Origin of the sequence: Vibrio splendidus, from assembly GCF_024347615.1 — a bacterium.
GTDB classification, from domain to species: domain Bacteria; phylum Pseudomonadota; class Gammaproteobacteria; order Enterobacterales; family Vibrionaceae; genus Vibrio; species Vibrio splendidus.
In genome coordinates this window covers 1,605,798-1,621,047 of record NZ_AP025508.1, presented here as the reverse complement: position 1 = coordinate 1,621,047, position 15,250 = coordinate 1,605,798, and the positions used below count along the sequence as shown (strand labels likewise).

The window sequence follows — 15,250 nt, the reverse complement described above, 5'->3', positions numbered from 1 at the left end:
CATTACGTAAGCTTCTCAATTCATTTAGAGAAAAATATCTGATATAGGTTCTTGTGAAATGCAGACAAATCAACTTAAAACAAACTATTACCTTATTGGCGCCGGAGCTTTATTGCTTATTGCTGTCGGTGCATATCAAGTGTGGTCCATGTGGCCATCGTTAGTTATCTCTAGCATCCAATGGCAAAGAGAAGTCAATTCAGAGCTTGCAGACCTACTTTATGAAGCTAAATCCAACCCTTGGGGTGCAGGCAGTTACCTTATCGGATTCAGCTTTATCTACGGCATGCTCCACTCTCTGGGGCCTGGGCACGGCAAGGTTATTGTCTCTACGTACTTAGCCACTCACCCAACCAAAGCAAAAGCGAGTTTAGTACTTACGGTCGTCTCCGCTTTTTTACAAGCACTGGTCGCAATCTTACTAGTAAGCGTGTTGCTGTGGGGCTTTAGTGCTTCCATGCGAGTCGTGAATGACAAAGCGAATATGTTTGTTTCATTAAGCTTTGCATTAGTGGCCGTGGTAGGTACGTTGATTTGCTGGAAAGCTCTGAAAAACATCTACTCAACGATGCGTAAACCGCAACCAACTCTGAGAGTGAAAGCCATCACTCCATTAGCAACAGGCGCAATTTCGTCAGTGTCAGTTCGTTCGTCAGCGCCAGTTCGTTCGCCAATAGCACTTCGTTCATCAATATCAGCCCCTTCCCCGATAATAGGCGCTACTAGTGCAATGCAAGCCGCTGCTAACACTCATGCAGATCATTCTCATGCCGACTGTGGATGCGGCCACCAACACGTCGCAGATCCAGAAGCCATCAATAAAGCTTCAACATTTCGAGAGTACGCGGGAATAATCGTGACGATTGGTATCAGGCCATGCACCGGAGCAATTATGGTTCTGCTTTTCGCAAACATGGTTGGCCTATATTGGATGGGCGTTCTGAGTGCCTTTGCGATGGCCGTAGGCACAGCATTAACAACCTCATTAATTGCAATGATGACGCTAACAGGTAAACATCTAGTGAAGCGCTATTTGGCAGCGGGTAACAAGAACAGTAGTGAATCATTGAAAGTCGCAGGTCACTACTTGCAACTCTTTGGCGGCATTTTGCTTGTGTTGATTGGCTTGTTATTAATGAACGGCCAAGACAGCGGCATGTCGCCTGTTTTCACCATGTCGAGCGCAAGAATGTAGCAATATATCTGAGGTTCTTTCCACCCGCTCCGCACATATCAAGGCCTCGCAAACGCGAGGCCTTAGCTTTAGTCATTATTTAATATCAAATCAGGTAAACAAGTAAGCTATGCCGAGAGCAAACCCCGTCAGTATTATTGATTTACAAAAGAGCATCAAAACCGCTAAAGAAAAGTACCGACAAGCGATACAATGCTGGAGTTACTAGATTGCAGCGTAGTAGCCCCTTTATAGAAAGCTCATTCACAGAAAACATTAAAGTAGCCAGACATGTCTAAAGATCCCGGTTTCACCACAGAATACATCCTCGATAAGACGTTTTTCACAGAGTGTTATGATCAAACTAGCCTTCCGACTCAATTTCCAAAAGCCTATTTAAAAGGAATACTGTTTCTTATTTTTGGTGTGGTTTTATTAGAGTTTGAGCTACTACCTAACGGTTACGTTGGCTGGTTCTTTATTGTATTAAGTGTGATTGAAGCGTTCAGCGTTTACTGCAAGAGAACCTGGTGGATATGGCGACAAAAAATCAGCTCAGGTGCTGGCAGCAAAGTAGTATTTCAGGGGGACGTTAACGGCGTAAGTTATAAAAACGCTAAAAACACCAATACTATCGCTTGGACTGACATCTCCCAGCTGCAACAAACCGATTTAGGTTTTATCCTTCATATTGGAAAACAGCGCCAATATGTCAGTAAGTCTTGTTTAAACGATGAAGCAATCGCGTTCATGATTGAACAGCACGAGGCTTCTAAAGCACCCAAAGCAAATTAGCATCAAAAAATGCCTGCCAATTTGGCAGGCATTTTTCTATCATCTTCAATAATTCGTATGGCATAACCGGACAACAACAATGAACACCGTTTACCAAATCAGTGATTGTCACCTTTCCGATGAATCCAGCTATGAGAACCTGCGTAGAGCCCTGGAATACGTCAGCAAAGACACAGCATGCAAGACCATTTTTCTAACTGGTGATATTTGTTGTAATCCAAAGTCTGGCGACTACATTCGATTAGAGGCGTTCATTAGGCAACACATTAGCGACCAATCCATTTACGCGATAGCGGGCAATCATGATGACTCTCGCTTAATGCGTACAGAGTTAAAAGGATCGTCAATTTTCGTCACCGATAAAGCCACCAGCTGTGGACGAGAATTTGTATTTCTGGACTCTAGCTTCAAGCCGCTGGATAAACGTCATCCACTCGGTTCTGGGCGCATTGATAACCTTGGCATGGCTCGGCTAAAACAACAGCTTAGAAAGACGAAAAACCCAATCGTTGTAATCCACCACCCTGTTATTCCAGTCGGAGCTGACTGGATGAAAGCCATCCGTCTAGAAAACGATGTCGATGTGATGAACGTGCTTCGAAAATATCGCGTTCGTGACGTGATCTGCGGCCACGGCCATGACGGGATAACGGCGACACAACAAGGCGTAACCCAATACATGGCGCCTTCGACAGCCTATGGCTTTGACCACTCGATCAATGAATACAATCGCAGCGAGAAGATAGGATTAAGTCGAATTTCGTTCTCTGCTGATTCCATCGACTACCAAGCTGTCTATTTTTGAACCCTCTACCTTGAATCTTGCTGTCTTAAACCTTGTGGATTCGCTTTCGAATAAACCAAGCTATATAGCGTTCTATGCCAATAGAAGAGGCTTGCAGCGATTCAATTTATCAATCTGTGATTGAAGACAGCACGCGAAGAAGTTTGGCGTTACACTCATTAAGGTCAAACAAATAACGAGGGTCTATGACGTTTTCTCCTGCCATTTTGCGTAAAGTCTGGTACTCCCCTTCTATTAACCTTGGGCTTCGCGCCACCAGTGCCATTGTGCTGTTTCTCGGTTTAGGGGTTTTGTCGAATCAAACCACTATCGCCATGACCGCTCTCATGACTATGCCAGCCGCCCTGATTAGTGGCCTCGATGCAGCAGGGCCAAGGCGGTGGACACGTTTTGCGATCACCGCAACCGCTTGGGGCATGACTCTGGCCATCAGTTACGCTCTGCTGAAAAGCGGACTGCCTTTATGGGTGACTTATGGTGCTATGGGTGCTTTGCTTGCCAGTGCGGCAGTCAATGGTCCATTCTGGGCGAGGCTCGGTATGTCGAGCCTATTGATAGCAGTCGTCACTCTCTCACTTCACAATTCCAACACAGCGCTAAGCTTGTACCCAATGTTGGTGCTTGGCCCCTTTACTTTTTCGCTGTTTAGCTGGCTTTGGTTTGCGCTATGGAAGCACTATGCATTGCGCGTGTGTCTGTCCGCGATTTACGAAACCTTGGCAGACTACATCCAATATCGACAAGCATTCTTGTTAGGTAGCGAAAGTGATGCACCGAAAAGACGCATCAAATACCAACTCATCGAGTTGTTCCAACAGGCTCTTCAATCTGAATCTTTTCGATCTAAACAAGAAGATGCTAACTCGCTTCGACAAGCCTTGTTCCTCGCGCTTGATACGTTTGAAGTGATACTCAGCAGCCACACAACGAATCCCGATCTATTGAACCAATTTCAGTCCAGCAAACACAAACGAGACTTGCTATTGGTTTGGAGCCAGCATTGTCAGCAAAGACTAAGACACAAAGCCAAACAGCTTCTACACAACACAAACGAAGAGGTGAAGCACTTAAGCTCATTAGAGCAAGAAGCTAATGACTTGATTGAAGCGGTCAAGCTCGAAGACCAACCCCGCTTTCGTTATTGGGCATACGCAGTGAAGCATATTTCCCGTCGTATTGAGCTTAATGAACCCGCTTATGAACGTTCTTTTGAAGTGCAGCCGTTCGAGTTGTCTTTTCGCCTACCAAGCCGAGGCAATCCGATTTGGCGTCATGTTACCCGTGTCGGTTTGATGTTCGCACTTGGTGCTGGAATTGCGGAATACTTTGAATTGATTCGCCCTGATTGGGTTCTGATTTCGATGCTAATGGTGATTCAACCAAGCTTCTTGGCGACACGCAGTAAAACGTGGCAACGCTGTTTAGGTACGGCGCTTGGTGTGCTGTTCGCGACGTCTTTAATTCACATTGGCGTACCAACGACCGCGATGTATACACTTATCGTCATCCTCTTGCCTGTCGCGATGCTTAATATTATGCGTCATTACTCGCTAGCCATTGGTTGTATTACCGCGCTATTGATTTTGGTGTATCAGACCATGGCGCACCAAGGGCTCGACTTTGCAGCACCACGTTTGATCGACAACATAGTCGGGGGCGCGATTGTCCTGCTCGGATACAGTTTGTTATGGCCGCAATGGCGAGGCAAAGAGATCCACACTCAAGCGTTAAAAGCGCTTAATAGTTCAAAAAGCTTATTTGTGTATTGCTACGAACAGCTGCAAATTGGCACCGAACAACATGACCATATTGCGCTAACCAAGCAACGTGCCGCTATGCTAACCGCCGAAAGCGACCTTGAGCTGATTTACAATGAGATGCAGCAAGAGCCAAAACACACTCGTGCCGATCCTCACTATTATGAAGATATGCTGAGTCACTATCGATTATTAAGCCATTATCTCTGCTTGCTGATTCCGCTGGTCAGAAAAGGCACGCAATACCAAGGTTCACAACAAATCGAACGCTTAATTCATGATGCGATGGATGCATTGATCAATACCATTCGTGATAACCGCGTCCATGAGCTGCCCGCGCTAACCAATCAAACCGATACCGGTCACCCAACTTCCACAACAGGTCAACGCTCGGTAGAAGAAATCATCTGGTTAGCACTGATGACAGTAAAACAAATGCACGATTTAGTTAGACGTAATCTAGAAGGCTAAATCAGGGCTTAACTATCAAAGGACTTAAATACCAAAGATCTTAAACACCAATGGCCACTCAGATTTTGATCTGTATTTTTAGAGCGAAGCGTTTGGCACACCTTTAAGAAAAAGAAGAGTATCTAAAACTTGTTATTTAACTCATTCCAATACTTACGTTCTTTTTCAGTTATTGAATATATATGGTCATAACGACCACATCGACCTAATTGCCTTAAGTGACCGTGCAAAACCAATTCGTTTAGAGAATTTATAACGTTTACAACATCATTATTTGTAGATGGTATCCATTCCAAATCAGGACCTAGTTCGCTTTTGATCTTGGAATCTTTAAAATGAACAACTCCATAATAAGCAACTGATTTACAAACCATTACTAAATTCACCACATACGTCGTGATAACTTTCTTTAGTATCGAACATTCTATTCTACTGGTGGTCCATCACTGTCGAATAACTTGTAGTGGCATGGTGAATTTTCCCAATATTTTAAAGGTACTAATACCTTAGAAAAGACGGAAACAAAATGACCGAAGTACAATATTCATACGATCAATTCAAACCTTGAGTGTTTAAGTTAAATTGCTCTCATCATGAGATTCAAGTCACGTTCATCAGTGTTTTTTCTAGGTATCGTCTACTCCTCTCAACTGTTTAATTAGAAGCTGATATGACAAAGAAAATCATCCTAGATACAGATCCGGGCATCGATGATGCAATGGCAATCCTATTTGCAGAAGCACATCCAGATATTGAGCTGATGGGGATCACGACCGTTTATGGAAATGCGACGATAGACAATGGCACTCAAAATGCTCTCTATCTGAAGCAAAAATTCGGTATGAAGGCACTCGTTGCTAAAGGTTCGGATAAGCCCTTATTAAGAGATCCCGTTGGAGCAACGGTTGTTGTGCATGGTGAAACGGGGTTGGGTGATGTGACGGCACCAAGTTCGCTAGATTATGAAGCGATTAAAAAGCCAGCTTATCAGTTCATTATCGACAGTGTTCGAGCTGAACCTAGAGAGATCACTCTTGTGGCTGTCGGTCCTCTGACTAATCTTGCACTTGCACTGGAAGCTGCTCCTGACATCGTCGACTTGGTAAAAGAAGTGGTCGTTATGGGTGGTGCATTCGGTGAAAACGGCCACAGAGGGAATGTAACACCATTTGCCGAAGCGAATATTCATGATGACCCTCATGCTGCCGATAAGGTGTTTACGGCATCATGGCCAGTAGTCATTATCGGGCTCGATGTTACAGAGGAGAGTTTTTTTACCAGTCAATACCTTGATGAGTTGCGAGATGACGCTGGAGAAGTTGGGCAGTTCATCTGGGACATTAGCCGTTACTACTTAAAGTTTTATTCTGAAAAAGTAGGAATGGATGGTTGTCATGTTCATGACCCATCAGCCATTGCTTATGTTATCCAACCGTCTCTTTTTACAAGTCGTAATGGCCCGGTCAGGGTTGTCACAGATGGGCCAGCGGAAGGGATGACCATTCAGAAAGCTGATCAACGTAACTATATGAATGATGAATGGAGTTTATTTCCTGCACAACAAGTCGGCGTTCAAGTAGATAGCGATACTTTACTCTCACTCTACAGAGAGACATTGATAAACTATTCACAGCAGTAAAGTGGGCCTGTCGTAAATATTGAGAAATGCGCGACAGGCTAATGCTCTAGATACAATAATCCTACAATTGCGTAGAAACGCTCAAAGGCACTGTCAGTTTCATCTGATTCAGATGAAACTGCTCTTCAATATCAATACAAGCCACGAGCTAAGTGTCTATCCATATTAAAAAGTAATTTTCATTGACTAAGTTCGAGAATTGACTAGCTCACTTATGCCCCATTCCCACTTAGAGTAGGAATCCATTCACATCCTGCTCAACTGGTTTTACCATACAACTAATAGAAACCCTCGAAGCACTCTGGCACATGAAATCAGGATGATTGACTCACACTCCACGAATACGAATACGAATACGAATACGAATACGAATACGAATATCTCTATTATGACCTCGAAAAATGGGCAGATTAACCGTTTTCAGCAGATGTGATCATGAAATTAACTAAACACAAAACCAGTTCAGGTTTACCTATTAATATTCGTAGAAATTCATATATAATCTCATATCAGGAAACAAAAATTTAGAATCATTATCACCACATTGTAAGGAAACAGCTTGAAACAAGAAAAGCAAACAAATCGCTTGGCAAATAACTCTACATCCAGAGTAAAAAAGATAGCAGATGTCTTTTCCGATGGAACAATTCGAGAGTTGGAACTATCGGTTAACTCTCAATGCAACCTAAACTGCATTGGCTGTGGTTTTAATGTTCCTAACCAATTAACCCCTTATAGCAAATTGGGCGTAGATGAGCATATAACTGCATTAGTAAATTTAAAACGATGTGGAATTAAAATAAATAAAATTGTAATTGCTGGCGGTGAAGCAACAATCTTCAAAGATTTATACTCTACTGTTAAAAGAATAAAGTCACTTAATATATCAAAAGAAGTTGAATTAGTAACCAATGGTTTGTATCCCAAAGGTGTATCTTCTGAATTAATTAATATTTTGGATAGTATTGTGATAAGTGACTATATTAAGACACATACTTTTGAATCAGCATGGAATGAATTTCTTCGAGGTCATAACTTTAAAGGTAAAGTCGATTTTAGACGAAAAGATGCTTGGGACGATCTTCTTTCAGAGGTTTATAACAGTAAAGAAGATACTGAACTTCATTGGCAAACGTGTTTTTATCGAAAATTCGATGTTAATTTAGAACGCAGTCGCATTTTTAGTTGCTCTAGAATAGCTAAAAAAGGTTGGGATGAACAAGGCCTGCTTATTGATGATAGCACTACGTTTGAACAAGTTATCAACTATCTATCTGATGATAAACCAAAAGATGCATGTTATTCATGTGCAACAATAAACAGAGAATCAAGTATTAAGGTAGCAGTGCAAAATTCAGGGAATTTAGAAAGAATAGCAGCCAAATCAATACAATATTTAAACGAGAATAATAGTAAATGAATAACAAACTTTACTTCGTAGTCGGGTTAGAGGGATCTGGTAAAACCACAGCGACAAAACTTCTTGCTGATAGTGTCGAGGGTGGTGTAGCAGTTCAAACATCATATCGCTTATTTTATTTTTTAGAAAATGAAAAAACATCTTTGGAAAAAATAAATAGCTTATCTATACCGCAGCGTGAGAAAATCATCAATAAATTTCATTATCAATTGTATACTGATAAAGAATTAAACATATATTCATTTTTTGACGGACATATGTTTGTCGATAACCTTCAACAAGGAGTTCGAATAAATGCTATGGCTACTGAAAACCGTTCAGTTAGTGATGGCTTAATATTTCTTAATGCCTTATCAGTTCAAATCAACAAAAATATTACGAAAGACAATTTAAATCAAATACGTTGTCGAAATGTGAAAAGCATAAATAAAACAAAGGAACTCTCTGAAATTGAGTTTCAAGCAGCAGAAGATTATTGCTTAAAAAATAATATTAATTTTGGTTTTTTAAACTCTACTGATAATAACGGTGAATTTACAAGTAAACGCTTCTCTGATATTACGTTTTTGAATCACTATTTATTGCCTCAAAATGAAGAATTAAGAGAGAAGTACAAAGATCAATTTCATTTCGAACTGAAGCCATCAAACCTGAGAGAACGCCACCTTGATATTGGTCGTTTAATTGAAAGGTCTTTCCACTCAAAAGTAGATATAAATAAAGATAACTACCAAGTCATTTCTATGGATCGCTCTGGTAACTTCATTGCAAATGGCTTTGTCCACAACTTTGATGGTCAATACTCGACATATCATCAAGCTTGTAGTGGTATCGACTTAGTTTCGATGGATCAAGATGTTGTTATCATCGACTCAGTGATTGATACTGGTACGACAATTGAAGACATTGTGGGAAGGTTTCCAAGTAACTACAACAAACAGATTCATGTTGTCTGTCTATGTATCAATATCAAATCACTTCCTAAGCTACAAACTCTAAGCGACAAAGTTACTTTCCATTGCTTAGGTTTTTCCAATAAAGAAGAACGACCAACTGGAAAGAAAGATATGGGTGCTCGTTTGTATGGCACAAACAACTAAATGAGTGCCCTTTACAATTCACTTAGTGCATTGAGCCACTCTTTTGAGTGGTTCTCTACACTATTACATTTTCTGTTGAAATGTGACCGCCCATTTTGTAGTGGATGATTGAACTTAGCCAACTACATGTAGGCTGGCCATATGGTTTCAATACAAAAATGTAATCCGAAAAATTAGAATGTTCGAAAGGTCGTAACTCGGAATTGTCCAAGAGTTTGTTATCACTACCCGAAAAACAAAAATCCTCGCAAACGCGAGGTCTTAGTTTTATCCATAAATAGTGAGTACATCTCTAACCTAGCGAAGAGCCCCTAGCCTCCGAATTTTCTGTTATTTTTACGCGTCTAGATTCGCTTGATGTTTTAAGTGCTCAATGAACATCGGAACCTTTTTTGCTATGTGCTTTCTCGACGCATAAAAGGCGTACAGCACCAAATCTTCAGGTTTGTATTCAAGTGTCATAACTTCCAGAGAGCCAGTCTCTATTTCATCGCGACAAAATTCAGCAGGGAGTATCGCAAACCCCAAACCAGCCAATGCACCTGCTTTAGCGAGTTGTCCACTATTCACTTTAAATGTAGATTTTACTCTTTGAGTAATTACCGGACCTGTTTCGTTCTTAAATACCCATGGCGTACCATTTAACGCGGTAAAGCTGCTAATACAAGGTACATGTTTCAAATCCGTAATCTTGAAAGGCTTAGAAGATGTATGAAGAAGTTTGGGTGAAGCCACAACAACACTAGGCCAACGCTTAATCTCTTTCGCTATCCAATTGTTATCCTCTAGTTTCCCTCGATGAAAACTCAAAATAACGTCAAACCCGTCAAGCGGATCCTCTTTAGGGCTGATACTCGTATCACAACATAATGAAATAGATGGATATTGAGTACAAAACGAAACGACGGCTTGGGCCAAGTCAGGTGAGTCTGGCATTAAAACATTGAGTTGCCCTATGACTTCACGAGAGTGTTGTGTCACCTCCTCAAGGGCATCGTTGAGTTTATCCAACAATGGCTGAGTTCGTAGATAGAGGTGGTCCCCTGCTTCTGTCGAAGAAATTCGGCGAGTCGTTCTATCAAAAAGTCGAGCATCTAGCTGCTCTTCTAGCAACGCGATATGACGACTGACGTTTGATGTCGGTAAACACAGAAACTCTGCAGCTCTCTTAAAGCTATTGTTCTCATAGACACAGTGAAAACTTTTTAGCCATTGTTGATCAATCTTCTCAAGCATTCCCATTAATCCCACCCATTCTAATAATCCCATCTAATTGGATTATAAAGCCAATATTAGCCACTTTATTACCAGAAACAGGCTTATACAATACTCATCATTAAAAGTGAACTGGATAAGGTTTCCAATGAGTTGGATAGAAAAACTATTAGATAAGAAAAATATAATCAGTACGCGTAAAGCGAATATTCCAGAAGGCGTATGGACAAAATGCCCCTCTTGCGACCAGATCCTGTACAGCATAGCCCTTAATGAAAATCTGGAGGTATGTCCAAAATGCGATCACCACATGAGGATGTCGGCACGCTGTCGCTTAGACAGTTTTTTAGATAAAGGTATGAAAACTGAGTTAGGCAAACAACACGAGCCGAAAGATTTGCTCAGTTTCAAAGACAATAAACGCTACACAGAGCGCCTTGCCCTAGCCCAAAAAAGTACAGGTGAGAAAGATGCAATAGTCGCGATGCAGGGAGAGTTGTTAGGGATGCCTGTTGTGGCGTGCGCTTTCGAATTTTCTTTTATGGCTGGCTCAATGGGTGCCGTTGTGGGCGCTCGCTTTGTTGATGCTGTTAATGCAGCCATCGAGGCTAACTGTGGATTGGTATGCTTTTCGGCTTGTGGTGGAGCGCGTATGCAAGAGTCACTGATGGCTTTAATGCAAATGGCAAAAACGAGTGCTGCTTTAAAACGGCTATCAGATGCAAAGCTCCCTTATATCTCCGTATTGACCGATCAAACTTTTGGCGGTGTATCGGCAAGTATTGTGATGTTAGGTGATATCAATATCGGTGAACCTAAAGCGAGAATTGGTTTTGCCGGACGAAGAGTGATTGAACAAACGGTACGAGAAAAATTACCTGAAGATTTTCAGCAGAGTGAGTTCCTATTAGAGCATGGCGCATTAGACATGATTATTGATAGACGTGACATGCGTAAACGAGTAGCTAAACTGATCGCGATGATGACCAATACACAAATTCAAGTCGAGCATTAGACCACTACACCTCGCCCTATAACTCCTCCCAAAATGAAGTTCAGCGATCTCTTTAGATTAACGACCGAGGGGGAGAACATTCTTTGCCGCTAAACTGAAGCCGCACTTGTCTCGTACTTATCACGATCGGTATTCAGTTCCTTTTCTTCATACAATCAATAAGAGATTGAGAATACGAACCGCACCCAGCACATTCCATTGGATTACTGTATTTTCACTAGCTTCTTATAGTTAAAATGCCGTATGGTACAAACCATAAAATTATTAAGACTTGTGGTCTTTGCCACAGAGACTCTCCATTTTAAACGAAAAGACTTACTATGAATTTTGATATCAATGCACTGAAGCACCACCAGCTGGTCGAAGATGGTCAATTAGAAGGCTGTTACATTCATCAACCTGTGCAAGGCAGTCAACCAGATGACAAAGCGGTTTTAGTAGAGTGCCAAGCGCTAGAAAGCCTGGGATATAAGGTGGTTCAGGTTAAAGCGAAAGGCGGAACAACTACGTTTGCCGAAGCTATGCAAAAATTTGCGAAGAAGACGGGTCACCAGCCCAAAGAGTAAGCGGATGAGTAGAGGGCGTGACCAAGTTCGCTAACAACAGTCTTTCGACTACCCTGTCGAGCGACCTTAATAAACACCATTTCATGCTGACAGCATGGGCTGTAGCGAAAGCTTTTTTCTTCAGTTAGCGCTTGCTGTCACCGTTGCCCCCAGAGCAATTTATCCAGGATTTGAACGAGTCGCTTCCTTTCTTTTGATTCTTCCCCCCCTCTTTCCATGTTTTCATTGTTTTCATCATCGATACAAATTTGGGGCTTTATAGATTCTCTAGATTTAGGTCTTTGACATCTCCCATCCAAAAAACTCTATCTTTATGATCTAACAAATCATTTCCACTGATGGGGTGAAAAAGTATCGTTAAGCCTTTTCGGTTGAACGTCAACCAAGTAACTACGTCACTTAATAAATTTGGTTTAAAGTAAAGCTGACAGCTCCAACAGGGATGAGGGCCAACCAATTTTCGATGAAGTTGGCCTTGTCTTAGATCTGTAATTTCTAATGCTATATCGTTAATTACCCTTTGAGCCGTTCGCTCGGTAAGGTCGTTAAAATAAATATGTGCATGCCAACCTTTTAACCTTGGAGAAGATATTGCTTCTTGGTTATTACCATACGCAATTGGTAATTGGGGAGTGAAACTGGGCATAAAATACCTCTATAAACTGGAATTCTTTATTCACGATTAACTCGAAAATATCGTTCATTCCGGTGAGTCAATCTTTGGTTCTGTTTTATCGAGAAAGAGTATGTTACAACCTATATCATTAATACACTGCATAAGTTAAATGTTACCTATGAACACTTTAGATTACTCTACGTTGGATGGACGACTACTTCGCATGTTTATTAGCGTTTATGAACACCAATCAGTAACAAAGGCAGCGGATAGTATGGGGGTGACTCAATCAACAGTTAGCCATGGGCTTAACCAACTGCGCAAAATAGTAAAAGATGAATTGTTTGTCACTTCAGGAAGAGGTATCGCGCCTACGCCAAAGGCGGGAGAACTTATTGAAAAGGCCAGAGAAATCGTAATAGCGATGCAAGCCTTCGCAAGCTCACAACAATACAACCCACTAATAGATGATAAAGTTTTTTCCATCGCGGCTAACGACTATGAAATAGAAACCGTTATAAAACCTATGTTTCATGATTTCCAGAAAGCAGCGCCGATGAGCTCGTTGCACATAGCTCCAGCCAGAACTCAACTTCAGTGGGCTTCATTACTTCGGTCTGGCGATGTAGATTTTGTTTTGTCACCAGAACTAACGAGTAACGAGTCGGATTTAATTCAAACTAAGTTGTTTTCTGACCAAGAGGTCTGTTTTTACAACCCTCAAAAGCAAACACCGCCAACAACGATAGAGCAATATTGTTCCAAACCTCACGCCATCATGTCTTTTGAGCACTCTCACCAAACCGAGATAGACACAATACTTAAAAAACGAGGAGTGAAGAGAAAAATCGTGGCTAGTGCGCCGAGTTTTGGGGCGATAGCGTCTTTAATTAAAGATACAAACATCATAGTGACAATGCCTTCTCGCTTGTCAGAAACGTTATTTAGAGACTTTAAGCAGGTCCCCTTACCTTTTGAGCTTCCTCACTTCAATATTGTTAAAGTCTGGCACAATAGAAATAAGCAGTCAGAGCGTCATTCTTGGCTTAAAAATCGATTACAGTGAGTATTATTTGGGATTGATACTCTTAGTTTTTTGGCTGTATGTTAAAAAAGACCGACCATGGTATGAAGTTTCTGTTTTTTGAAACCAAGTAAACGCCTGAGTATTAAACCCACCTATTCATCTATTCATCTATTCATCTATTCATCTATTCATCTATTCATCTATTCAGAGTAATTATATTGCTCTGATTCGCCTTTTAAAATAAATAGTTATCAGATCCCAGCCAGTATCCCGTGACCATCATTAGATCTAGATCTAGATGTAGATGTAGATGTAGATGTAGATGTAGATAATAGACTTCACCAACCACCTCGCCACAACCACCTCACCTCACCTCACCACAACCAATCGAATTTGTTCATGAGAAGTATGAATAATGCCCTATTTTTTTAATTAATTAGACTGGCTAGCATACAGGAGCTCAAACAAAACAAACCTAAAAAGGAAGAATCATGTCTATTAAATCTGTTGCAATCGGAATGGCTGTTTGTCTATTTACTGCCCCAAGCTTTGCTAACCTAAGCACCATTGATGCTCAAACTAATCAATCTATTAAACTAGCGGAAGGCTTCTATGAAGATGTACTGGTTTATAGGAATTTGAACAACTTTGGAAAGTACGTTGGTGACACTTACATCCAACACGCTACCGCTTATGGCGATGGACCAGCAGAACTGATTAAAGCGGTAGCTGGCGAGTTAACTGCTGATCCTGGCGTGAAAGTAGATATCTATCGTACCATTGCAGAAGGTCCTTATGTCGCAATACACTCTGTTTGGACAACTTCAGACGGTGCGGAATATGTTTATGTTGATATCTGGAGAGAAGAAAATGGCATGCTGGTAGAGCATTGGGATCACTACCAACAAGTTCCAGAAAAATCTGAAAACAAAAATACCATGTACCAAGGGCCAGACGCGAATATCTATGATGCAACTCAAGACATCGAGCGTAATCGAGGCAGAGCCATTGCTGTGTTGAAAAGCTTTGATAACCCAGCGGATACAAGTGCGTTAAAAAAGTATATTTCTAGCGAAACCTACATTCAACACAACCCAGAGGTTCCAAATGGTAGAAAAGCATTGGTTGGTTACCTTGATTACTTAAACAGTAACGGGACCAAGCTAAAAACGGAGATAGCAAAAACAATCGCGATGGGTGACATGGTTCTTGTTCATTCTAAGCAAACTGACCTAGGTAAAAAAGACGATTTAGGTGTTGGTTACATTGATATCTTCCGCTTTAATAGCGAAGGGAAAATAGTAGAGCATTGGGATATTGCAGAAACTCAAACTGGAGAGTCAGCCAACGAGAACGATGTGTTTGGTTACCCTAGCCAACGTTAATTGCAGCTTCATTGAGTGGAAAAAGTGCTCAACATCAGTGTTGTCCAAAAAACTACTTTTTCCGCTCATATTTGCCTTATTTTATAGAAAATGACCAATTAACATTTGAATATAGCCACCTCTGTGGCTAATTTCTTTTTCTAGCCGTTGACCACTCATACCACTTGACCTGTCTACAGGTAACGACTTTAGAATGATTAGCCTTATGCTTATCATGACTAAAGAGGCACATTTCGTTGTACCAATTACGAGACTTACAGCAGTC

Annotated in this window: 13 protein-coding genes; 11 read left to right on the top strand and 2 right to left on the bottom strand. The window is 41.3% G+C overall.

Going from position 1 to position 15,250, the window contains the following annotated elements:
- Positions 1 to 58 precede the first annotated feature (58 nt).
- The 7 genes from OCU90_RS07165 (at position 59) to OCU90_RS07135 (ending at position 9,161) form a co-directional block, all read left to right on the top strand.
- The gene (locus OCU90_RS07165) at positions 59 to 1,195 is read left to right on the top strand and encodes a nickel/cobalt transporter (protein WP_061025327.1); all 1,137 of its coding nucleotides are present in this window, start codon (positions 59 to 61) and stop codon (positions 1,193 to 1,195) included.
- Positions 1,196 to 1,465: 270 nt separating this feature from the next.
- On the top strand, positions 1,466 to 1,969 hold the full coding sequence (locus tag OCU90_RS07160; protein ID WP_061025328.1) for a YcxB family protein: 504 nt from the start codon (positions 1,466 to 1,468) through the stop codon (positions 1,967 to 1,969).
- A gap of 79 nt (positions 1,970 to 2,048) precedes the next feature.
- Positions 2,049 to 2,774, top strand: coding sequence for a metallophosphoesterase family protein (locus OCU90_RS07155; RefSeq protein ID WP_061025330.1), 726 nt, complete (start codon positions 2,049 to 2,051; stop codon positions 2,772 to 2,774).
- Between the two features lie 185 nt (positions 2,775 to 2,959).
- The gene (locus tag OCU90_RS07150) at positions 2,960 to 5,002 is read left to right on the top strand and encodes an FUSC family protein (protein WP_061025333.1); all 2,043 of its coding nucleotides are present in this window, start codon (positions 2,960 to 2,962) and stop codon (positions 5,000 to 5,002) included.
- 670 nt (positions 5,003 to 5,672) lie between these two features.
- Positions 5,673 to 6,641, top strand: coding sequence for a nucleoside hydrolase (locus OCU90_RS07145; protein ID WP_061025336.1), 969 nt, complete (start codon positions 5,673 to 5,675; stop codon positions 6,639 to 6,641).
- 559 nt (positions 6,642 to 7,200) lie between these two features.
- Positions 7,201 to 8,061 (top strand): radical SAM protein, encoded by an 861-nt coding sequence (locus OCU90_RS07140; protein WP_061025338.1) that lies wholly within the window; start codon positions 7,201 to 7,203, stop codon positions 8,059 to 8,061.
- Entirely contained in the window at positions 8,058 to 9,161 is a 1,104-nt protein-coding gene (locus OCU90_RS07135) for a phosphoribosyltransferase (protein ID WP_061025339.1), read from the top strand. The genes OCU90_RS07140 and OCU90_RS07135 overlap by 4 nt, the downstream gene beginning before the upstream one ends.
- A gap of 336 nt (positions 9,162 to 9,497) precedes the next feature.
- On the opposite strand, the gene OCU90_RS07130 is transcribed toward OCU90_RS07135, so the two are convergent.
- Positions 9,498 to 10,403 (bottom strand): LysR family transcriptional regulator, encoded by a 906-nt coding sequence (locus tag OCU90_RS07130; protein WP_181359820.1) that lies wholly within the window; start codon positions 10,401 to 10,403, stop codon positions 9,498 to 9,500.
- A 121-nt stretch (positions 10,404 to 10,524) separates the two neighbouring features.
- On the opposite strand from OCU90_RS07130, the gene accD reads away from it, so the two are divergent.
- Together accD and OCU90_RS07120 are read left to right on the top strand one after the other, a co-directional pair.
- Positions 10,525 to 11,391 (top strand): acetyl-CoA carboxylase, carboxyltransferase subunit beta, encoded by an 867-nt coding sequence (accD, locus tag OCU90_RS07125; RefSeq protein WP_061025342.1) that lies wholly within the window; start codon positions 10,525 to 10,527, stop codon positions 11,389 to 11,391.
- A 320-nt stretch (positions 11,392 to 11,711) separates the two neighbouring features.
- Positions 11,712 to 11,957: a hypothetical protein gene (locus OCU90_RS07120; RefSeq protein ID WP_061025344.1), complete on the top strand. Its 246-nt coding sequence runs from the start codon at positions 11,712 to 11,714 to the stop codon at positions 11,955 to 11,957.
- A gap of 256 nt (positions 11,958 to 12,213) precedes the next feature.
- Here OCU90_RS07120 and OCU90_RS07115 read toward each other — a convergent pair whose 3' ends face one another.
- A complete protein-coding gene (locus OCU90_RS07115; RefSeq protein WP_061025346.1) occupies positions 12,214 to 12,603 on the bottom strand; it encodes a DOPA 4,5-dioxygenase family protein in 390 nt (129 codons plus the stop codon).
- Positions 12,604 to 12,796: 193 nt separating this feature from the next.
- Here OCU90_RS07115 and OCU90_RS07110 point away from each other — a divergent pair, with 193 nt between their 5' ends.
- Positions 12,797 to 13,639, top strand: a complete 843-nt coding sequence (locus OCU90_RS07110) for a LysR family transcriptional regulator (RefSeq protein ID WP_017085524.1) — start codon at positions 12,797 to 12,799, stop codon at positions 13,637 to 13,639.
- A gap of 452 nt (positions 13,640 to 14,091) precedes the next feature.
- Positions 14,092 to 14,985 (top strand): nuclear transport factor 2 family protein, encoded by an 894-nt coding sequence (locus tag OCU90_RS07105; RefSeq protein WP_061025348.1) that lies wholly within the window; start codon positions 14,092 to 14,094, stop codon positions 14,983 to 14,985.
- The last annotated feature ends 265 nt before the right edge of the window (positions 14,986 to 15,250 follow it).